The sequence below is a fragment of the Nocardia fusca NBRC 14340 genome (assembly GCF_001618425.1).
GTDB classification, from domain to species: domain Bacteria; phylum Actinomycetota; class Actinomycetes; order Mycobacteriales; family Mycobacteriaceae; genus Nocardia; species Nocardia fusca.
Genome location: NZ_BDCU01000062.1, coordinates 57,237 through 77,131, shown reverse-complemented (window position 1 = coordinate 77,131; position 19,895 = coordinate 57,237). Strand labels below are relative to the sequence as shown.

Sequence of the window (19,895 nt, the reverse complement as noted above, 5' to 3'; positions counted from 1 at the left end):
GAGCCGCTGGGTGTATCGCAGCGTACCGAAAGTCTCAATGTCCGCAACCGATCACAATCCGTCCGGAGCAAACCGCCACATGCCCACCACCGTCACCTCGCCGCAGGTAGCCGTCAACGATATCGGCTCCGCCGAGGACTTCCTCGCCGCCATCGACGCCACGATCAAGTACTTCAACGACGGCGATATCGTCGAAGGAACCATCGTCAAAGTCGACCGCGACGAGGTCCTGCTCGACATCGGTTACAAGACCGAAGGCGTCATTCCGTCTCGCGAGCTCTCCATCAAACACGACGTCGACCCGAACGAGGTCGTTTCCGTGGGTGATGAGGTGGAGGCTCTTGTCCTCACCAAGGAGGACAAAGAGGGTCGCCTGATCCTGTCCAAGAAGCGGGCTCAGTACGAGCGCGCCTGGGGCACGATCGAGGAGCTCAAGGAGAAGGACGAGGCCGTCCGCGGCACCGTGATCGAGGTCGTGAAGGGCGGTCTGATCCTCGATATCGGTCTGCGCGGCTTCCTGCCCGCCTCGCTGGTCGAGATGCGCCGGGTCCGTGATCTGCAGCCGTATGTCGGCAAGGAGATCGAGGCCAAGATCATCGAGCTGGACAAGAACCGCAACAATGTGGTTCTGTCCCGCCGCGCCTGGCTGGAGCAGACCCAGTCCGAGGTGCGTAGCGAATTCCTGCACCAGCTGCAGAAGGGCCAGGTCCGCAAGGGTGTGGTCTCCTCCATCGTCAACTTCGGCGCCTTCGTCGATCTCGGCGGTGTCGACGGTCTGGTGCACGTCTCCGAGCTCTCCTGGAAGCACATCGATCACCCGTCCGAGGTGGTCGAGGTGGGCAACGAGGTCACCGTCGAGGTTCTCGACGTCGACCTGGACCGCGAGCGTGTCTCGCTGTCGCTGAAGGCCACCCAGGAAGATCCGTGGCGGCAGTTCGCCCGCACCCACGCCATCGGCCAGATCGTGCCCGGCAAGGTCACCAAGCTGGTCCCGTTCGGTGCGTTCGTGCGCGTCGAAGAGGGCATCGAGGGCCTGGTGCACATCTCCGAACTGGCCGAGCGCCACGTCGAGGTCCCGGACCAGGTCGTGGTCGTGGGCGACGACGCGATGGTCAAGGTCATCGACATCGACCTGGAGCGTCGCCGGATCTCGCTGAGCCTCAAGCAGGCCAACGAGGACTACAGCCCCGAGTTCGATCCGTCGAAGTACGGCATGGCCGACAGCTACGACGAGCAGGGCAACTACATCTTCCCCGAGGGCTTCGATCCCGAGACCAACGAATGGCTCGAGGGCTTCGACAAGCAGCGCGAAGAGTGGGAAGGCCGCTACGCCGAGGCGGAGCGCCGGCACAAGATGCACACCGCGCAGATGGAGAAGATGGCGGCCGACGCCGCGGCCGAGGCCGCGGGCGGCGGCGGTTCGTCGAACTACTCCTCCGAGAGCGGCGCGCAGTCCAGCGCCAGCCAGCCGGAGTCGGGCGGCGGTTCGCTCGCCAGCGACGCCCAGCTCGCGGCCCTGCGGGAGAAGCTGTCCGGTAACGCCTGAGGCGGATAGCGGTAGCCGATAGCCGAACAGAAGACCCCGGTCCCTCGCGGACCGGGGTCTTCTGTGTCAGTACCCGACGGTGAATCTGCGCTGGATGTACCGCGGAAGCTGTGCTTCGTCCAGTAGCGCCACCGCGACATCCTCGGCGGAGATATCGCGGCCGCCGGTATCGAGCAGTTGATCGCCGCCGATCCGGAAGCGGCCGGTCCGTTCACCGGGGTCGATGCGACCCGAGGACGGGCTGAGGTAGGTCCACAGGCGATTCGACGTGCGATAGATATTCAGTGCGTCTCGCAAGGCGGCGACGACCCGGTGGTACTCGCGTGGTACGCCGAGTGCGGTGGGAAGGTTGTCCGCGAATCCCGGCTCGTCCACGAGTTGCCGGCCGGGGGCGATCTCGAGGCTGCCCGCGCCACCGACCACGAGTACCCGCGTTTCCGGATGCTGTGCCAGGGCAGCCACCATGGCCTTCGCGCCCGTGACGAAATCGTCGGCCCGCGTGATCGTTTCCTCGATTCCGTGTCCGGCGTTGACCGCACTGATCACCACATCCAGTCCGGCGATCGCGGTGGCGATACTGTCCGCATCGCGCCAGTCGGCCACTTCCCAGTCGACGCCGCCGCGCGGCCGCGGGAAGCGGGATTCGTCGGTGGTGAAGGCCCGTATCCGATGACCGCGGCGTACGCCTTCGGCGACAGCGCGTGAGCCGATCACGCCGGTGGCGCCGAAAACTCCGATATGCATACCCACTCCTGGTTTATGCCGTGCAATTACTACACGGCGTTCAGAAACTGCACAGAGAAGAATAGCTGCACGCTGTAGTCTGTCAACCGTGGCCGAAGGAGTGATGAGCCGCCGGGAGCGGCTGCGTGCGGAGACCATCCGCGAGATCAAGGCGATTGCGTTACGACTGCTCGCCGAGGGGGGCCCTGATGCGATCGCCTTGCGGGCGATCGCCCGGGAGATGGGTATGACGGCGGGCGCTGTCTACGGCTACTTCGCGACCCGTGACGATCTGATCTCCGCCTTGATCTCCGATGTCTATACGGCCCTGGTCGATCGCGTCGAGGCGGCACGGGACGCGATCCCCGCGGACGACCCGGGCGGCCGGATCGTGGCGTGGGGTGAAGCGGTGCGTGGCTGGGCGGTGGAGCATCCCGCGGAGTTCCGGCTCGTCTACGGGGACCCGGTCCCCGGTTATCGGCCCCCGCCGGGTGGCCCCGCCGCCGAAGCGGAGCTGCGGGCCTGCACCGGCTTGGTCGGCCTGGCCGCGGCTGTCTGGCCCCACCGTCGTGGCCGGGCGGCCGAAGCCCACTTCGAGTGGGCCGATTTCAGCCCGGAGCTCACCGGGCACATCCGAGCGGAATTCCCCGCCCTGCCGCCCGCGGGCCTGGCCTTCGCGTTGCGTATGTGGGGCCGGATGCACGGCCTCGTCGCTCTCGAGGTGTACGGCCATCTACTCCCGCAGACTACCGACCCGGCCAAACTCTTCCGGGCCGAGATGGACGAGCTGATCGACGGTCTGGGGCTCTAGAGCCCGGAATACAACAGTGGCCCGGTCCGAGGACCGGGCCACCGTTGTCCGTCGGGACTAACCTGCCGGGACCGGGACCCAGCGCGGCCAGACGATCGACGGACGCGGGCGATGAGCGGCGAGACTGTGGCGGGGCGCGATGGTGAAAAGGCTGTGCCAGGGGCGGCGGTTCTTCGCCAGATACGCCGCCACGGCCGGAATGGTGAGACAGTGCACCCGCCCCGGCGCCCCCAGCCGGTGCCGGCCTGTGCGGTAGTACCTGATGCGCATGCTCGTTCCTTTGCTATCCGTAACAGAAGCGGTGAATCGGGGCGTGCACTCAGGCCGAACACTAACGCAGTCACTGGCGTAATCAGGACATTTGCTCCGTTCCGCCACGCCTGGGCGTGTCGAGCGGGTAATGCGCGAAACCTCGTCGCCGCGCCGGTACGGGCGGATGCGAGACTGAGCGAATGTTACGAATCGGCCTCACCGGCGGTATGGGAGCGGGCAAATCGACGGTCGCGCGAGCGCTCGTGGCGCGGGGCGCGGTGCTCATCGATTCCGATGTCATCGCACGGGAAGTGGTCGCGGTCGGAACGCCGGGGCTCGCCGCGCTGGTCGAGGCGTTCGGCTCGGATATCCTGGCCGCAGACGGCAGCCTGGACCGCCCGGCGCTGGCGGCCAAGGCGTTTCGCGACGACGAATCGCGCACCACCCTGAACTCGATCACTCATCCGCTGGTCGGGCAGCGCACGGCCGAACTCTTCGCCGCCGCCGCGCCGGACGCCATTGTGGTCCAGGACGTTCCGCTGCTGGTGGAGAACCATATGGCGCCCTTCATGAACCTGGTGCTGGTGGTCGATGTCGCCGCCGAGACCCGGATCCGGCGTCTGGTCGAGTTCCGCGGAGTGGCCGAGGACGATGCGCGGGCGCGGATTGCGGCGCAGGCGACCGACGAGCAGCGCCGGGCCGCCGCCGATGTACTGCTGGACAACAATGGCCCCGCCGGAGAGGTCGAAGCCGCCGTGGCGCGGCTGTGGGACGAGCGGTTGATCCCGTTCGAGGCGAATATGCGTTCCGGTAGCGCGGTGCGGCCGGCGCCCCGGCTCGTGGACCCCGATCCGGAATGGGACGCGCAGGCGCAGCGGCTGATCGCGCGGCTGCGGGTGGCCGCCGGTGCCGCCGCGGTGCGGATCGACCACATCGGTTCCACCGCGGTGCCCGGTCTGCCCGCGAAAGATCTCCTCGACCTGCAGATCACCGTTCCGGACCTCGCCGCGGCCGACGGTATCCGCGACGCGCTGGCCGCCGCCGGATTCCCGGTGATCCCGCAGCACACCCACGACAATCCGAAGCCGGGCACCGGGGCCGAGGTGGATTCGGGGCACTGGGAGAAACGCGTGCACGGTAACGCCGATCCCGGGCGCCCGGCCTATGTCCATCTGCGGGTCGCCGGTGGACCCGGGCAGGTGTTCGCGCTCGCCTTCCGCGACTGGTTGCGCGCCGAACCGGCCGCGCGGGCGGAATACGCAGAGGTGAAGCAGAAGGCGGCGGCCGCGGCCGCCGGGCTCGATCGAGAGGACGCCGTCGCTGCCTACCTGGCGGTCAAGGAACCCTGGTTCGACGGGGTGCACCAGCGGGTGCTCACCTGGCGGGCCGCGCATCCGGAGTAGCGGTAGCGGACGAGCCCGGGCTGTGCGCCCGCTCCGCGGAGCGGGCGGGCCGGATCCCGCCGCGCCGTGCCGGCGGGTTACAGCCAGGTGAGCGGCATATCCAGCGAGGCCGTCCAAGCCAGGAAGTCGTGGCCGTGGGCGGCGATACCGTCGATGGCCCGGGTGGCCGTGGCCACCGCTCGCTCCGCGGCGCGGGCATCCAGCAGGCCCACGGTGTGTGCGGCCAGGAGTTCGTCGACGTCCAGGAGTTCGGTCTCGCGTCCCGTGCGGACCACCAGGTCGAGATAATGGTCCACCGAGCGCCATTTCTTCGGCCCGACCTCGCCGAATTCGCCGATATCGAGGTAATAGTCCTGATCGCGCCGATGGGCCGGATGGAAATGGAACACTGTGGCGCGCAGGTTCAATTCGGGGAGCAGCCAGGACTCGATGTAGTGGAATTGCGGGTGGTCGGCGGTCCGCGCCATGTAGAGCCCCCAGGGCTCGAGGTGGTAGCGCTCCACATCGCGGACGAAACCCTTCGGATCGGTGTTCGTCAGTTCCGCGATATCGAAGTACTCCACCTTCGGTCGGTGGACGTCCACGCTCGGTGCCTGTGTCACAGCTGCTGAATCTACCCACTGGGCGGCCCGGGCGAGTAGGCCCGCCGCTCGTCGCACCGGGCCCGGCCGCGGGACGTGGGCTCCGGCACAGGTCGCGGGCGAGATTCTGTCGGTGTCCGCGCTTAGTCTTGGGGCATGGCATTCGCAACCGAACTCCGTGCGGCCGGCGTCAGCGGGACCGAGGCCGACGGAGAGACTCCGCTGGCCCGATCGGAGTTCCGCCCGGTCGGTGAGATCGAACGCACCGGTGGACGGTTCGAGGTGGTCAGCCCGCATAAGCCGGCCGGTGATCAGCCCGCCGCGATCGAGGAGCTGGAGCGCCGGATCACCGCGGGCGAGCCCGATGTGGTGCTGCTCGGCGCCACCGGTACCGGTAAATCGGCGACCACGGCGTGGCTCATCGAACGGCTGCAGCGACCGACACTGGTGATGGCTCCGAACAAGACGCTCGCGGCGCAGCTGGCCAACGAACTGCGCGAAATGTTCCCGCACAACGCGGTGGAGTATTTCGTCTCCTATTACGACTATTACCAACCCGAGGCGTATATCGCGCAGACCGATACCTATATCGAAAAGGACAGCTCGATCAACGACGATGTGGAGCGCCTGCGCCACTCGGCGACCTCCGCGTTGCTGTCGCGCCGGGATGTGGTGGTGGTCGCGTCGGTGTCCTGTATCTACGGTCTGGGCACACCGCAGTCCTATCTCGACCGCTCCGTCCTGCTCGAGGTGGGCTCCGAGATCGACCGCGACGCCTTCCTGCGGATGCTGGTGGATGTCCAGTACACGCGCAACGATATGTCGTTCACCCGGGGCTCGTTCCGGGTGCGCGGCGATACCGTCGAGATCATTCCCTCCTACGAGGAGCTGGCGGTCCGGATCGAATTCTTCGGCGACGAGATCGAGGAACTCTATTATCTGCACCCGCTCACCGGGGATGTCGTGCGCAAGGTGGATACGGTGCGTATCTTCCCGGCCACGCATTATGTGGCGGGACCGGAGCGGATGGAACGGGCCGTCGTCGCTATCGAGGCCGAACTCGAGGAACGCCTCGCCGAGCTCGAGCGCAAGGGCAAACTGCTCGAGGCGCAGCGGTTGCGGATGCGTACCCAGTACGACCTCGAAATGATCCGGCAGGTCGGATTCTGCTCCGGTATCGAGAACTATTCGCGTCATATCGACGGCCGGCCCGCCGGGTCGGCACCGGCCACCCTGCTGGATTATTTTCCGGACGATTTCCTGCTGGTGATCGACGAATCCCATGTGACCGTGCCGCAGATCGGCGGAATGTACGAGGGGGATATGTCGCGGAAGCGCAACCTCGTGGAATACGGTTTCCGGTTGCCCTCGGCAGTGGACAACCGCCCGCTCACGTGGGAGGAATTCGCCGAACGGATCGGGCAGGCGGTGTATCTGTCGGCCACCCCCGGCGACTACGAGCTCGGCCGTACCGGCGGTGAGGTGGTGGAGCAGGTCATCCGTCCCACCGGCCTGGTCGATCCGAAGGTCGAGGTGAAACCCACCAAGGGGCAGATCGACGACCTGGTGCACGAGATCCGGTTGCGGACCGAGCGCGACGAGCGGGTCCTGGTCACCACGCTCACCAAGAAGATGGCCGAGGATCTGACCGACTATCTGCTCGGTCTCGGCGTGCGGGTGCGTTATCTGCACTCCGAGATCGACACCCTGCGCCGGGTCGAGTTGCTGCGGCAGCTACGGCTGGGTGAGTACGACGTGCTGGTCGGCATCAACCTGCTCCGCGAGGGCCTGGACCTGCCCGAGGTCTCGCTGGTCGCGATCCTGGACGCCGACAAGGAAGGCTTCCTGCGCAGTACGAAGAGCTTGATCCAGACCATCGGCCGGGCCGCCCGCAATGTGTCCGGTGAGGTGCACATGTACGCGGACAAGATCACCGACTCGATGCGCGACGCCATCGACGAGACCGAGCGCCGGCGTGCCAAACAGCTCGCCTACAACGCAGAAATGGGCATCGATCCGCAGCCGCTGCGCAAGAAGATCGCCGATATCCTCGACCAGGTCTATTCCGAGGCCGGTGACGAGGTGGAGGTCGGCGGTTCCGGCCGTAACGCCAGCCGTGGCCGGCGGGCCCAGGGCGAACCCGGCCGGGCGGTCAGCGCGGGCATCGTCGAGGGGCGCGATATCAAGTCCATGCCGCGCGCCGAGCTGGCCGATCTGGTCGCCGAACTCACCGATCAGATGATGAACGCGGCCCGCGAGCTGCAGTTCGAGCTCGCGGGCCGGTTGCGCGACGAGATCGCCGACCTGAAGAAGGAGCTGCGCGGTATGGACGCGGCCGGACTGCAGTGACCGGATCCCGGCCGCGCCGGCCCTCGGGTTCAGGCCTGCGTGGCCAGCCATTCGTTCACGCGACGCTCGGCCTCCTCGCGGGAGACGTCCTCCACCCGGGTCATCACGACCCAGCGATGGCCGAAGGGGTCCTTCAGGGCCCCGTACCGGTCGCCGGTGACGAAGGTGGCCGGGTCCTCGGCCACCCGGGCGCCGTGCTCGCGGGCGCGGGCGATCACCGCGTCGACGTCGGGGCAGTAGTGGACCAGCGAGGTGTGTACCCAGTCGCCGCTGGGCGCCAGCACGTTCTGGTCCGGTACCGGGAGCCCCAGCTGGATGGTGGAATCGCCGATCTTCAGTTCGGCGTGGGCGGGCTGACCATCGGGCATATCGTTGCGCGAGATCACTTCGGCACCGAACACCGCGGTATAGAAGTCGATGGCGGCATCGCCGTCGGAGACCGCGATGAACACGGTGATGGAGTGGTAGCCCTCGGGAATGGGATCGACTGTTTCGCTCATGCCCATGACTCTGCCGGGCCGGCGTCGTGGATTCTTGTAAGAAAGCGACAGCTCGAGAAGGAGCCCTCCGGGCCCGCCGATACACCCGGCCGGCGCCGTCCGGTGGGCGGCGAGCGTCCGCCGTCCCCGCCCGCCGAGGGCGCGCTACGCCCATGGATCGGATTTCGGCGCGGGAACCCGCTTTCGGCCGCCCGGCATTCGGTGGCGCGCGGATTCAGGTACACGCGTCGCTCGGTCCGGATGGAACCGGCTGCCGTGGGCGCCGGTGGCGGCCCGCTCGGGTCGGACGCAGTCGCCGCTGCCGGGCCGATACCGGGGCGTGTGTTCGTGTCCGGCCGGCTGTCGCCCGCCGGTTGCCGGCAGTCGGTGCCGAGTCGAACAGGCCCGGGTGCGGAAGGCCGCGGCCGTGGCTGACGCGTGGATACCGGCGACCGACGTGCCCGCGGCCGGTGACCGCAAGGCGATCCTGTATCCCCATGAGCAGGAGCGGTACCGCACGCTGAACCGCCTGCCGGCGGGCGGCACGGTATCGGACTATGTGGACTGGTACTGGTCGGTGCGCTGGGATATGCGCGGCCGGGCGCCCTATCACGCCGAGGTCCTGCCGTATCCCTGTGTACACCTCACCTTCGAACGCGACGGCGACCGCCGTGGTGGTTTCGTCAACGGTGTCTGCACCAGGAAGTACGTCCGCGAATTGATCGGCCGGGGAGAGACCTTCGGCGTCCGGTTCCGGCCCGGCGGGTTCGGGGCGTTCACCGGGCTCGATGTCGGTGCGTTCCGGAATCGCGCGGTACCGGTGGACGAGGTGCTGCCCGATACCGGCGACCTCGTCGACCGGGTACTCGCCGAACCCGGCGATCCCGGCCGCCGCCGCCTGGTCGAGGATTATCTCGGTACCCGCGCGCGCCGGGACGACCCCAACTACCGGCTCGTGCTGACGATCGCCGCTGCGATGGCCGGTGATCCCGAACTGACCCGGGTCGATCAGGTCACCGAGCGATTCGGGGTACCGGTGCGCACACTGCAGCGGCTGTTCCGCCGCTATATCGGTGCCGGACCGAAATGGGTGCTGCGGCGATATCGATTACAGGACGGCGCCGATCTTCTGGCCCGCGGTCGTATCGCGGATCTGGCGGCACTGGCGGCCGAACTCGGTTATTTCGATCAGGCGCATTTCACCCGTGAGTTCACGGCCGAAGTCGGAATGGCTCCGCTGGAATATGCCAAGAATTCGTTACGCTCGCGCGATGAGGTGACCTCCAAGGTCATGCCGGCCTCATAATCGGAGACCCTCTCGGGCGAAGCGGTACCGTCGGCGACAGATGAGGAGCTGTACATGGATGTCGTGGTGTTGATCGGCCGCGTGATGTTCGTCATTCTGTTCCTGAGTTCGGCGCTGGGGCATTTCACCCAGACCAAGGCCATGGCGGGATACGCGCGGGCCAAGGGGGTACCGGTGCCGGAGGTGGCGGTACAGGGGTCCGGGCTGCTCATGCTGCTGGGCAGTATCAGCATCCTGTTCGGGATCTGGGCCGACCTGGGCGCCCTGCTGCTGTTGATCATGCTGGTCCCCACCATGATCATGATGCACGCCTTCTGGAAGGAAACCGAGGCCGAGGCCACCCAGGCGGAGACGATCCAGTTCAACAAGGACCTCGCACTCGCCGGTGCCTGCCTGATGCTGTTCGCCTTTTTCGCGCACACCGAGGAATTGGGCCTGACGATTACCGGTCCGCTGTTCTCCCTCTGATCCCCCCGAAATGGTGCCGGTGCCCGCCGGATGTGGTGCGTACCGGAACTGTGAGGAAAGTCCCACGGCGCCAAGGGTGTTCGCATTCCTTGTGACCCCTCACAGGTTTACCCGCGCCGGTGGGGGAAGTGCCAGGTAGACGCGGCATTCATCGTTCGTCCGGGGCGAAATGTGAAACGTCACCGCAGTGGAACGCGTATGTGATGTACAACGAATCCGGATATTCGGGCCGGTGTTCCGGCTATGGTCTACGCAGTCGCTGCGCCGTCGCCCGACATTCCACGAGCAACCGGTGCAGCCGCGTTTATACCCCGCACAGTTGGAGGAGAGAATGACCGCCTACCGGACCATTGTCGTCGGTACCGACGGCTCGGACTCGTCGTACGTCGCCGTGGAAAAGGCCGCGTCACTGGCCGGAGCCGCGGGCTCGACGTTGATCGTGGCCTGCGCCTACTACCCGACCGACGACCGTGACGTCGCCGCCGCGAGCGATTTGCTCAAGGACGAGGCGTACCAGGTTCGTGGTTCGGCGCCCACCAACGAGATCCTGCGCACCGCCCGCGACAAGGCCAGTGCCGCCGGGGCCAAGGAGATCGTCGAGAAGGCCATTGTCGGAGAACCGGTCGAATCCCTGCTCGACCTGGTCAAAGAGACCCAGGCCGATCTGCTCGTGGTCGGTAACCGTGGCCTGAACACTCTGGCCGGCCGGCTGCTGGGCTCTGTGCCCTCCGATGTGGCGCGGAAATCCAAGTCCGATGTGCTGATCGTGCACACCGTGCGCTGATACCGCGATCGCGGACCACCGCCCCGCCCGGAGCTCGGCTTCCGGGCGGGGCGGCCGCGTTCCAGCGGCCTCAGTCGGCCAGGCGGCGCAGTTCTGGTGGGAGATCGCCGCTGTGCACCACGGTGAGCCGCTGGGTGGCGCGGGTGATCGCGACGTACAGATCGTTACGGCCGCGCGGTGATTCGGCGATCACCGCACCGGGCTCGACCAGGTACACCGCGTCGAACTCCAGGCCCTTCGCTTCGGTCACCGTCAGTACGCGCACGTATTCGTTTGCCAGCCCGGATAATTCGTCCACCAGGGCGGCCGGTGTCAGCACCGCGGCGGTGCCCGGGCCCTGCTCCTCGGCGAGCAGACCGGACAGGTTCGCCGAGAGGTGCGCCGCCGGGATCCGGTGCGCCCGCGGCGGCACGCCCGAATCGCGGACCGAGCGCGGCACCTCGGCGGTGGGGTCGATCGCGGCCAATACGTCCGCCGCCACCGCCATGATCTCCGACGGGGTCCGGTAGTTGACGGTGAGCTCGGTGCGTTTCCACCGTGTGGCCACATACGGTTCCAGCATGTCCGCCCAGGAACTCGCGCCCGCCGGATCACCGGTCTGCGCGATATCGCCGACCACGGTGATCCATCGATTCGGGATCCGGCGCATCACCATGCGCCAGGCCATCTCCGACAGTTCCTGTGCTTCGTCCACGATCACGTGCCCGTAGGTCCAGGTGCGGTCTCCCGCGGCGCGTTCGGCGGTGGTCTGGCGGTTGCGCACCTGCTGGCGTTCGGCCAGCTGGCTCGCATCGATGAGGTCGTAGGCCATCAGGATCTCGGGGTCGAGTTCGTCCTCGAGGTCCTGCGGGGCCGATCCGGTCAGGATGTCCAGGGCGTCCTGTGCCTCGGCGAGCTGGGCGCGCCAGCGCCGCCGGGCGCGTTCGCGTTCCTCGGCGTCGTCGGTGCCCAGGAGTTCGGCGAGTTCGTCCAGCAGCGGGGCGTCGGCGGCACTGAACTCGCCGGTACCGGTGCGTAGCAGTTCGGCCCGGTCGGCCGGCTCGAGTACCTTGCCGGCGGCGCGCTCCAGCCGGTCCGGGTCGGCGAACAGATCGCCCAGCACCTGCTGTGGAGTGAGCATCGGCCACAACTCGGCCAGCACGCGCTGGACTTTCGGATCGGCGCGCAACTCGTCGCTGATCTCGGACAGATCCGCCGCACTGAGCAGGCTGCGGCCGTTACCGGCCGGGTCGGCGCCCATGGTCTGCGCCAGCTGGTCGGTGAGGGCCTCGATCACCATCGACGCGAAGATGGGCCGCGCCAGGTTGTGCGGGCGCCGCGAGGAGCGGGCCCGGCCGCGGGCCCGGGTGACGATCTTGCGGTCCAGGGTCACCGGGTATCCGTCGAAGCTCAGAGTGATCGGTTCACCCGGCACCTGCTGGCGGTCGCGTACGGCGTTCTTCAGGACGTCCAGCACCTTCGTCGAGCCCTTCAGCTCCCCGGCGCGCAGCGAGTCGGTGAGCGTGGCCTTCACACCCGGGTACAGATCGCCGATGGTGGACAGCAGGACCCCGGTCTCACCGAGCGACGGCAGCACCTGACCGATGTAGTCCAGGAAGGTGGCGTTGGGGCCGATGATGAGGACACCGCTCTTGGCCAGCTGCTGGCGATAGGTGTACAGGAGATAGGCGGCACGGTGCAGGGCGACCGCGGTTTTTCCGGTGCCCGGCCCGCCCTGCACGACCAGCACGCTCTTGTGCTCGGCGCGGATGATCGCGTCCTGTTCGCTCTGGATCGTCTCGACGATGTCGGCCATCTGGCCGGTGCGGGCGGCGTTCAGCGCGGCCAGCAGGGCGCTCTCGCTGCCGACGCCACCGTCGGAGGTCGTGACCCCGGCCCGGTGCGCGGCCTCGAGATCGAGGTATTCGTCGTTGACCGCGGTCACCCGGCGGTTACGGGAGCGGATGTGGCGACGCCGCAGCACCCCGTCCGGTGCGGCAGTGGTGGCCAGGTAGAACGGCCGCGCCAGCGGGGCCCGCCAATCCAGCAGCAGGGGTTCGTAGTCGTTGTCCTCGTCGAGGATGCCCAGTCGGCCGATATAGCGCTGCTCCGGATCGTCGTCCGCGGCCGTGAGGTCGATGCGGCCGAAACACAGGCCGTGCTCGGCGGCGTCGTATTTGGCCAGATCCTCGGTGTAGAGCTGCGTGAACGACTCCCGTTCGGTACGGGCCTGCGGGGTCCCCCCGGTTTCCAGCAGGACGGTGCGCAGCCGATTGTCGGCGTAGGCGCGCATCCCGTCGAGCCGCTCGTACAGCACCGACAGGTACGCCTGTTCGTGGTCGAGGTCCCGCATCGCCGTATCCGGAGGCGCCACCTCGGGAGCCGGTTCGGTAGGGCGTTCCTCGGTGCGGTTGTCGGGCAAGTTCTGACTCCTTCTCACCCACGGCGGGACGGGCTCGGCGGGACACGGCGGAATGGCGTGCACAGAGTTGTCGAGTCTACTGCGGGTTCGTATCGGATGTTGTTCGCGCAGGTCAGACCGGCACTATCACGAGACATGCGAGTTGTCGCCGCGCAATCCGCGCCCGCGCGTGCCATCGCGCCGGCTCGGTGATTTGGCCTCGTACATGGCGACATCGGCATCGTGCAGGACCGCCTCCGGGGTGCGCGTATCGCCGGGTTCCAGGGTGGTCACCCCGATGGACGCGTTCACCGCGATCCGGTGCCCTCGCGCGACGATCGGTTCGGCCATGGCGGCCCGCAACCGCCGGACCAGAGGTTCGAGCTCCTCGTCGCCGGGCCGCCCGGCCAGCAGGACCAGGAATTCGTCCCCGCCGAGCCGGCCCACCAGATCCCCGCTGCGCAGCGCGCGCTGTAGTCGATGCGCGACGATCCGCAGCACCGTGTCGCCGATGGCGTGGCCCATCGTGTCGTTGATCGATTTGAAGCCGTCGAGGTCGATGAACATCACCGTGGACACCCGGTGCGTACCACTGGCCGCGAGTGCTCCGGACAGCTGGGACAGGATGAGTGACCGGTTGGCCAACCCCGTGAGTGGATCATGGGTGGCCTGGTATTCGAGCTGCCGGCGGCTGGCCAGGTATTCGGTGATATCGGCGAACGAGCACACCGCGGCCGTGCCCGGTTCGTCAGGATTCAGCAGCCGGCTCGACACCGCCAGCCAGCGGCGCTGACCGTCGGGGCGGACGATCGCGAAGACGTACCCGGTGACGGTTTCTCCGGTGGCCAGGGTGCGCGCCACCGGATGCCGTTCCTGGGGCATGGGTTGGCCGTTCGAGTCCAGCAGTTCCAGCGGCAGCGTGGTGATCTTGGAGCCCACCAGCGGTATCCGGTCGTCGATTCCGAAGATCCGGCGGGCGGCGGGGTTGGCCGAGGCGATGGTCCCGTCCCGATAGAAAACAGCCACCCCTTCCTCCAGCTGGGAAACCACCGTGGTGAAGTGCTGCTCGGCCCGCCGCTGGGCACGTTCGGCCGCTTTCTGGGCCGTCAGATCGTGGATCACCACCTGGTAGGCGAGGCGATCGTGCCAGGCGGTGAGCACCGAGACCGTCTCCACCGGAACCTCGCGTCCGTCCAGTGCCAGTAACACCATCTCGGTGGGTTCGGACGCGTTACCCGTCGCGGTCAGGCCGGCGATGCGCTCGTACATGGGCTGGCGGAAATCGGGGTGTACGAAACGGGCGATGTGCTGCCCGAGGACCTCGGCCAGGTTCTTGGCGCCCATGATCCGCAGGGCCGCCGGATTGGCGTAGACGACGATGCCGCGTTCGTGCACACAGATGCCGTCGGGGGAGTGCTCGACCAGGGAGCGGTACCGATGCGCGAGTTGCTCGGCGGCGGACGCCCTGCGCTCTCCCATACCAACCCCCATCGTCGGCGGACCCGGACATTCAAACACGGCTCTACTCCGGTATCCACACGCATAAAATCGGACATAGTGGACGTGATCTGGATTGATCACGCCATGACGTGTTCCCGGCGGTGCCGAGGGCGGGAACCGGCGAGGAGATTGTCATGGCGGGGACCGGATTCAGCATCGATCTTATGTCGATCACCGGGATCGGTGCGGTCACCGGATACGGATGGGGGCGGGAGACGTTCTGGGAGGGAATCCTGAGCGGGCGCTCCGCGGCCCGATTCGAAGCCGGCTACGGAATCGACCCCGCGACCGGGGGCTGGGCCGCGCTGGTGCCCGAGGGCGGCGATCCCGGCTACGGCACCCGGTACGGGCGCGCGGTGTTCGCGGCGGTCGACGAGGCGGTCGCCGATGCCCGGGCCCGCGGCTGGGAACCCGGCCCGCGGGTCGGGCTGGTGCACGCGGCCGTGCTCGGCGACGTCCGGCACCAGCGGGACTTCTCCGGTCCCGCCGGCGCCGGGTTCCGCGGCCGGGACTTCCTGCGGCTGCTGCCGTCCACCCCGGCCTCGGTGGTGACCCAGGCGTTCGGGTTCACCGGCCCGGTGATGGGGGTGTCGGCCGCGTGCAGTTCGGCCAATGTCGCGATACTGCAGGCACGGCTGTGGCTGGCCGCCGGCCTGGCGGACGATGTGGTGTGCGTGGCCTCGGACCTGTCGGCCACCCCGGAACTGGTGCGGCAGTTCGCGAAACTCGGCGCCGCGGTGGTCGACGTCGAATCGCTGCAGGGATGCCGGCCGTTCCAGGAGGGCAGCCGGGGATTCAGTGTGGGGGAGGCGGCGGTGGGGTTCGTCCTGAGCCGCGGATCCGGCCGGGCCTACGCCCGGGTCCTCGGTGGCGCGATGAACAGCGAAGCCCATCATGTGGTCTCGGTGGAACCGAGCCACGACCGGATCGTGGACTGCGTACGGGGCGCGCTGTTCGACGCCGGTGTCGGCGCGGCCGAGATCGGTTACCTCAACGCGCACGGTACGGGGACCGCCCAGTGCGACCGGGCCGAACGCGATGTACTCGCCCGCGTGTTCGACGACCGGCCCGCGGTGTACTCGATGAAGCCGCTGGCCGGGCATTGCCAGTCCGCGTCGGGGGCCGTGGAGCTCGCGGCGGCGGCGCTGGGATACGAGCGCGGCATCGTCCCGGCGCCCCCCGCGGTGGCGCCGGCGCATCCACGGCTGCTGGACGGACCGGCGCCGGCGGGTCCGGCGCTGACCGCGAAGCTGTCGCTCGGGATGGGCGGGAACAACTCCACGGTGATCCTGGGTCCGGCCGTCTGACGGCCGGCCCGGGGTGGGAGTGGCCGGTACCACGCCCCCTGGACGCCCGGGGTTGGCCTACTCTGGACTGGTGAGCCCGTCCGGCCGGCGCGTGCCGCCGGTTACCGGCGCCCGCCCCGAGATCCTGCCGGGGCGCTCCCGACGAGGGTAGGCGCGGCAGTCGGGTCACGCCCCGTGACCGCCCGGGACCGGCCGTCCGGCGAAACTTGTCGGTGGTCGGTCCTACCATCACCGCGGGCCCGCCCTGTGGCCCGGGCCGCGGATACCGGCCGGGCGGATCGGGCCGTTCACCGCGCTGTCGCGGCCACGGTGTGACCCACACGGTGCGACGGGTGCGGCGGCACTATCGACGACGAACGATGACGAGAAGGGACCGACCTGGTGGCGGAACGCCTGACTGTGCGCGGAGCGCGGGAGCACAATCTCAAAGGGGTCGATCTCGATCTGCCCCGCGACAGTCTCATCGTCTTCACCGGTTTGTCCGGGTCGGGTAAGTCCAGCCTGGCGTTCGACACGATCTTCGCGGAGGGGCAGCGCCGCTACGTGGAATCGTTGTCGGCCTACGCCCGGCAGTTCCTCGGCCAGATGGACAAACCCGATGTGGACTTCATCGAGGGGCTCTCACCCGCCGTCTCGATCGACCAGAAATCCACCAACCGCAACCCCCGGTCCACGGTCGGCACCATCACCGAGGTCCACGACTATCTGCGCCTGCTGTACGCCCGCGCCGGTGTCCCGCACTGCCCGGTGTGCTCGGAGCTGATCGCCAAACAGACCCCGCAGCAGATCGTCGACCAAGTCCTGGCCATGGAACCGGGTGTCCGGTTCCAGGTGCTGGCGCCAGTGGTGCGCACCCGCAAGGGTGAGTTCGTCGACCTCTTCGACCAGCTGCACGCGCAGGGCTACGCCCGGGTCCGGGTGGACGGCGTGGTGTATCCGCTCACCGATCCGCCGAAGCTGAAGAAGCAGGAAAAGCACGATGTCGAGGTGGTGGTGGACCGCCTCGCCGTGAAGCCGACCGCCAAACAGCGGCTCACCGATTCCATCGAAACGGCGCTGCGTCTCGCCGACGGCATCGTGGTGCTCGATTTCGTGGACCGGGACGAGCACGCGCACGACCGGGAGCGCCGTTTCTCCGAGAAACTGGCCTGCCCCAACGGTCATCCCCTGGATATCGAGGACCTCGAACCGCGGTCGTTCTCCTTCAACTCGCCCTACGGCGCCTGCCCCGACTGCACCGGTCTGGGTATCCGCAAGGAGGTCGATCCGGAACTGGTGGTGCCCGATCCGGAACTGAGCCTGGCCGACGGGGCCATCGCGCCGTGGTCGCGCGGGCAGAGCGCCGAATACTTCCTGCGGCTGCTGTCCGGGCTGGCGGCGGCGCAGGGGTTCGATCTGGACACCCCCTGGCGGGAGCTGCCGCCGCGGGCGCGCAAGGCGGTCCTCGAGGGCAGTTCCGACCAGGTGCACATCGTCTACACCAACCGCTACGGCCGCAAACGCTCCTACTACGCCGATTTCGAAGGGGTCATGCCGTTCCTGCAGCGGCGGCTGGACTCCACCGAGTCCGAGCAGATGAAGGAGCACTACGAGGGCTATATGCGCGATGTGCCGTGCCCGGTCTGCAACGGGGCCCGATTGCGGCCGGAGATCCTGGCGGTCACCCTCACGGCGGATTCGGAGCGGAAGTCGATCGCCGAGGTCAGCGAACTGTCCATCCGCGACTGCTCACAGTTCCTGAACGCGCTGACCCTGGGCGAACGGCAGGCGGCCATTGCCGGGCAGGTGCTCAAGGAGGTGCAGGCGCGGCTGGGCTTCCTGCTCGACGTCGGCCTGGACTATCTGACACTGTCCCGGGCCGCGGCCACCCTCTCCGGCGGTGAGGCGCAGCGTATCCGGCTGGCGACCCAGATCGGGTCGGGTCTGGTCGGGGTGCTCTACGTGCTGGACGAGCCGTCCATCGGCCTGCACCAGCGCGACAACCGGCGCCTCATCGAGACGCTGACCCGGTTGAAGAACCTGGGCAACACCCTGATCGTGGTCGAGCACGACGAGGACACCATCCGGGCCTCGGACTGGGTGGTCGATATCGGTCCGCTCGCCGGCGAACACGGCGGCCGGGTGGTGCACAGCGGCACCTACGCCGACCTGCTCACCGACGAGAACTCGCTGACCGGTGCCTATCTGTCGGGCCGGGAACGGATCGAGATCCCGCTGGTGCGGCGCCCGGTGAACAAGAAGCGGCGGGTCACCGTGGTCGGGGCGACCGAGAACAATCTCCGGGGTATCGATGTGGCCTTCCCACTGGGTGTGCTCACCGCGGTCACCGGTGTTTCCGGGTCCGGTAAGTCCACCCTGGTCAACGACATCCTGGCGACCGTGATGGCCAATAAGCTGAACGGCGCCCGGCAGGTACCGGGCCGGCACACCCGGGTCAACGGTCTCGATCAGCTGGACAAGCTGGTGCGGGTGGACCAGTCGCCCATCGGGCGTACGCCGCGGTCCAATCCGGCCACCTACACCGGGGTGTTCGACAAAATCCGCAGCTTGTTCGCCTCCACCACCGAGGCCAAGGTGCGTGGGTACCAGCCGGGCCGGTTCTCGTTCAATGTGAAGGGCGGCCGGTGCGAAGCCTGCTCGGGCGACGGCACGCTCAAGATCGAGATGAACTTCCTGCCGGATGTGTACGTGCCGTGCGAGGTCTGCCACGGCGCCCGCTACAACCGGGAAACCCTCGAGGTGCACTACAAGGGCAAGACCATCGCCGAGGTCCTCGATATGCCCATCGAGGAGGCCGCCGAGTTCTTCGAACCGGTGACCTCCATCCACCGCTACCTGTCGACCCTGGTCGATGTGGGGCTGGGTTATGTGCGGCTCGGGCAGAGCGCGACGACGCTGTCCGGCGGTGAGGCGCAGCGTGTGAAACTGGCCGCCGAACTGCAGAAACGCTCCAACGGGCGGACGGTCTACATTCTCGACGAACCCACCACCGGCCTGCACTTCGAGGACATCCGCAAACTGCTCGCGGTGATCAACGGCCTGGTGGACAAGGGCAACACGGTGATCGTCATCGAGCACAACCTCGATGTGATCAAGACCGCGGACTGGGTGATCGATATGGGTCCCGAGGGCGGTTCCGGTGGCGGCACGGTGGTCGGCGACGGGACCCCCGAGGACATCGCCGCGAATCCGGACAGTTACACCGGCCAATTCCTGAAGGAGATCCTGGCCGAACCGGCCGCAGGGGTCTCGGCGAATAAGACGCACCCGGCGAAAAAGACCGCGGCGGCAGCGAAGAAGTCTGCTGCACCGGCGAAGAAGAAGGCGACCGCAACCGACGAACCGGCTGCGAAGGTACCGGATGCGCAGAAAGCGAAACGTCTGGCCCGCAAGGCCGCTGCCCTGCGTTGACCTACCGGCCCGGTTCGCCGCCCGGGTCCGGCGGGATGCCCGCCCTGCTGTTCCTCATCGAAAGGAAACGATCGAGCACCACGTAATCGCATCAGGTACCTCCTCAGTGGGATGTATTCTGCCGCCCCTGACTCGCGTGTACGAACAGCGCAGGCAAACCCTGTGCCCGCACGCGATCGGCTATCTCGACAACGGCCTCCGGAAGACCACCCTCACGCCGAAGGAACCGATCGCTGCGCACAACCGCCGAGCCGTATCCGATACTCCGCCGAACAAGTCCGACGACGAGGCGCAATGAGGGGGCGACGAGACTCGGACACGAGTCGTGGGACGGCGGTGGGCAGGTGAGTCGCTCGGTTCGATATCGCGGTCGGTCGGTAGTCCGCTGCCGGCGCACAGCCACCGACCGGTCGGCCTCTCAGCGAGCGTGACGGCTGGAACCGGTGCGAACTCGCGGTATCCCCGCAGTTGCGGTCCCGGTGGAACACGAACTCGGATCATGTTGGGCGCCCGAGCAGATCGCCGGGTGGCCACGGTGCCCGCAACGGCGCTCACCACGCCGGTGTCAGCGAGTCGTGGGATGCCGAAATCGGCG

General features: G+C 67.7%; 16 protein-coding genes. 10 read left to right on the top strand and 6 right to left on the bottom strand.

Annotated elements, in window-relative coordinates; all coding sequences use genetic code 11:
* The first annotated feature begins 79 nt into the window (after positions 1 to 79).
* Positions 80 to 1,546 (top strand): 30S ribosomal protein S1, encoded by a 1,467-nt coding sequence (gene rpsA / locus NF4_RS33870; protein WP_063131470.1) that lies wholly within the window; start codon positions 80 to 82, stop codon positions 1,544 to 1,546.
* Positions 1,547 to 1,612: 66 nt separating this feature from the next.
* Here the strand turns inward: rpsA and NF4_RS33865 are convergent, their stop codons facing one another.
* Entirely contained in the window at positions 1,613 to 2,290 is a 678-nt protein-coding gene (locus NF4_RS33865) for an NAD(P)-dependent oxidoreductase (protein ID WP_063131492.1), read from the bottom strand.
* Positions 2,291 to 2,378: 88 nt separating this feature from the next.
* On the opposite strand from NF4_RS33865, the gene NF4_RS33860 reads away from it, so the two are divergent.
* Entirely contained in the window at positions 2,379 to 3,080 is a 702-nt protein-coding gene (locus tag NF4_RS33860) for a TetR/AcrR family transcriptional regulator (RefSeq protein ID WP_198165572.1), read from the top strand.
* Between the two features lie 57 nt (positions 3,081 to 3,137).
* Here the strand turns inward: NF4_RS33860 and NF4_RS37265 are convergent, their stop codons facing one another.
* Complete coding sequence (locus NF4_RS37265) at positions 3,138 to 3,350, bottom strand: hypothetical protein (protein ID WP_084533784.1); 213 nt, start codon at positions 3,348 to 3,350, stop codon at positions 3,138 to 3,140.
* Between the two features lie 182 nt (positions 3,351 to 3,532).
* Between NF4_RS37265 and coaE the strand changes: the two genes are divergently transcribed.
* On the top strand, positions 3,533 to 4,735 hold the full coding sequence (gene coaE / locus NF4_RS33855) for a dephospho-CoA kinase (RefSeq protein WP_063131468.1): 1,203 nt from the start codon (positions 3,533 to 3,535) through the stop codon (positions 4,733 to 4,735).
* Positions 4,736 to 4,812: 77 nt separating this feature from the next.
* Here the strand turns inward: coaE and NF4_RS33850 are convergent, their stop codons facing one another.
* The gene (locus NF4_RS33850; protein WP_063131467.1) at positions 4,813 to 5,337 is read right to left on the bottom strand and encodes a ribonuclease FAU-1 family protein; all 525 of its coding nucleotides are present in this window, start codon (positions 5,335 to 5,337) and stop codon (positions 4,813 to 4,815) included.
* A 135-nt stretch (positions 5,338 to 5,472) separates the two neighbouring features.
* Here NF4_RS33850 and uvrB point away from each other — a divergent pair, with 135 nt between their 5' ends.
* On the top strand, positions 5,473 to 7,665 hold the full coding sequence (gene uvrB, locus NF4_RS33845) for an excinuclease ABC subunit UvrB (protein WP_269749674.1): 2,193 nt from the start codon (positions 5,473 to 5,475) through the stop codon (positions 7,663 to 7,665).
* 29 nt (positions 7,666 to 7,694) lie between these two features.
* On the opposite strand, the gene NF4_RS33840 is transcribed toward uvrB, so the two are convergent.
* Complete coding sequence (locus NF4_RS33840; RefSeq protein WP_063131490.1) at positions 7,695 to 8,165, bottom strand: VOC family protein; 471 nt, start codon at positions 8,163 to 8,165, stop codon at positions 7,695 to 7,697.
* Positions 8,166 to 8,571: 406 nt separating this feature from the next.
* Between NF4_RS33840 and NF4_RS33835 the strand changes: the two genes are divergently transcribed.
* From NF4_RS33835 to NF4_RS33825, 3 genes are all read left to right on the top strand, one after another.
* Positions 8,572 to 9,450: a DUF6597 domain-containing transcriptional factor gene (locus tag NF4_RS33835; protein WP_232330773.1), complete on the top strand. Its 879-nt coding sequence runs from the start codon at positions 8,572 to 8,574 to the stop codon at positions 9,448 to 9,450.
* Between the two features lie 54 nt (positions 9,451 to 9,504).
* Entirely contained in the window at positions 9,505 to 9,918 is a 414-nt protein-coding gene (locus tag NF4_RS33830) for a DoxX family protein (protein ID WP_063131466.1), read from the top strand.
* A gap of 331 nt (positions 9,919 to 10,249) precedes the next feature.
* Positions 10,250 to 10,702, top strand: a complete 453-nt coding sequence (locus NF4_RS33825) for a universal stress protein (protein ID WP_063131465.1) — start codon at positions 10,250 to 10,252, stop codon at positions 10,700 to 10,702.
* Between the two features lie 70 nt (positions 10,703 to 10,772).
* On the opposite strand, the gene NF4_RS33820 is transcribed toward NF4_RS33825, so the two are convergent.
* Together NF4_RS33820 and NF4_RS33815 are read right to left on the bottom strand one after the other, a co-directional pair.
* Positions 10,773 to 13,055, bottom strand: coding sequence for a HelD family protein (locus tag NF4_RS33820; RefSeq protein ID WP_157120747.1), 2,283 nt, complete (start codon positions 13,053 to 13,055; stop codon positions 10,773 to 10,775).
* A gap of 174 nt (positions 13,056 to 13,229) precedes the next feature.
* The gene (locus tag NF4_RS33815; protein WP_063131463.1) at positions 13,230 to 14,561 is read right to left on the bottom strand and encodes a diguanylate cyclase domain-containing protein; all 1,332 of its coding nucleotides are present in this window, start codon (positions 14,559 to 14,561) and stop codon (positions 13,230 to 13,232) included.
* Between the two features lie 155 nt (positions 14,562 to 14,716).
* On the opposite strand from NF4_RS33815, the gene NF4_RS33810 reads away from it, so the two are divergent.
* The 3 genes from NF4_RS33810 to NF4_RS33800 all read left to right on the top strand — a co-directional run bounded on the left by NF4_RS33810 (position 14,717) and on the right by NF4_RS33800 (position 19,598).
* Positions 14,717 to 15,889, top strand: coding sequence for a beta-ketoacyl synthase N-terminal-like domain-containing protein (locus NF4_RS33810; protein WP_232330772.1), 1,173 nt, complete (start codon positions 14,717 to 14,719; stop codon positions 15,887 to 15,889).
* A gap of 381 nt (positions 15,890 to 16,270) precedes the next feature.
* Positions 16,271 to 19,300 (top strand): excinuclease ABC subunit UvrA, encoded by a 3,030-nt coding sequence (gene uvrA / locus NF4_RS33805; protein ID WP_063131462.1) that lies wholly within the window; start codon positions 16,271 to 16,273, stop codon positions 19,298 to 19,300.
* 136 nt (positions 19,301 to 19,436) lie between these two features.
* Positions 19,437 to 19,598 carry a hypothetical protein gene (locus NF4_RS33800; protein WP_157120743.1) on the top strand — a complete coding sequence of 54 codons (162 nt, stop codon included), beginning with the start codon at positions 19,437 to 19,439 and terminating at the stop codon, positions 19,596 to 19,598.
* The last annotated feature ends 297 nt before the right edge of the window (positions 19,599 to 19,895 follow it).

Excerpts from the sequence above, each read along its gene's own strand:
- rpsA (WP_063131470.1), top strand. The coding sequence starts at position 80 with ATGCCCACCACCGTCACCTCGCCGCAGGTAGCCGTCAACGATATCGGC.
- NF4_RS33865 (WP_063131492.1), bottom strand. The coding sequence starts at position 2,290 with ATGCATATCGGAGTTTTCGGCGCCACCGGCGTGATCGGCTCACGCGCT.
- NF4_RS37265 (WP_084533784.1), bottom strand. The coding sequence starts at position 3,350 with ATGCGCATCAGGTACTACCGCACAGGCCGGCACCGGCTGGGGGCGCCG.
- coaE (WP_063131468.1), top strand. The coding sequence starts at position 3,533 with ATGTTACGAATCGGCCTCACCGGCGGTATGGGAGCGGGCAAATCGACG.
- uvrB (WP_269749674.1), top strand. The coding sequence starts at position 5,473 with ATGGCATTCGCAACCGAACTCCGTGCGGCCGGCGTCAGCGGGACCGAG.
- NF4_RS33840 (WP_063131490.1), bottom strand. The coding sequence starts at position 8,165 with ATGAGCGAAACAGTCGATCCCATTCCCGAGGGCTACCACTCCATCACC.
- NF4_RS33830 (WP_063131466.1), top strand. The coding sequence starts at position 9,505 with ATGGATGTCGTGGTGTTGATCGGCCGCGTGATGTTCGTCATTCTGTTC.
- NF4_RS33825 (WP_063131465.1), top strand. The coding sequence starts at position 10,250 with ATGACCGCCTACCGGACCATTGTCGTCGGTACCGACGGCTCGGACTCG.
- NF4_RS33815 (WP_063131463.1), bottom strand. The coding sequence starts at position 14,561 with ATGGGAGAGCGCAGGGCGTCCGCCGCCGAGCAACTCGCGCATCGGTAC.
- NF4_RS33810 (WP_232330772.1), top strand. The coding sequence starts at position 14,717 with ATGGCGGGGACCGGATTCAGCATCGATCTTATGTCGATCACCGGGATC.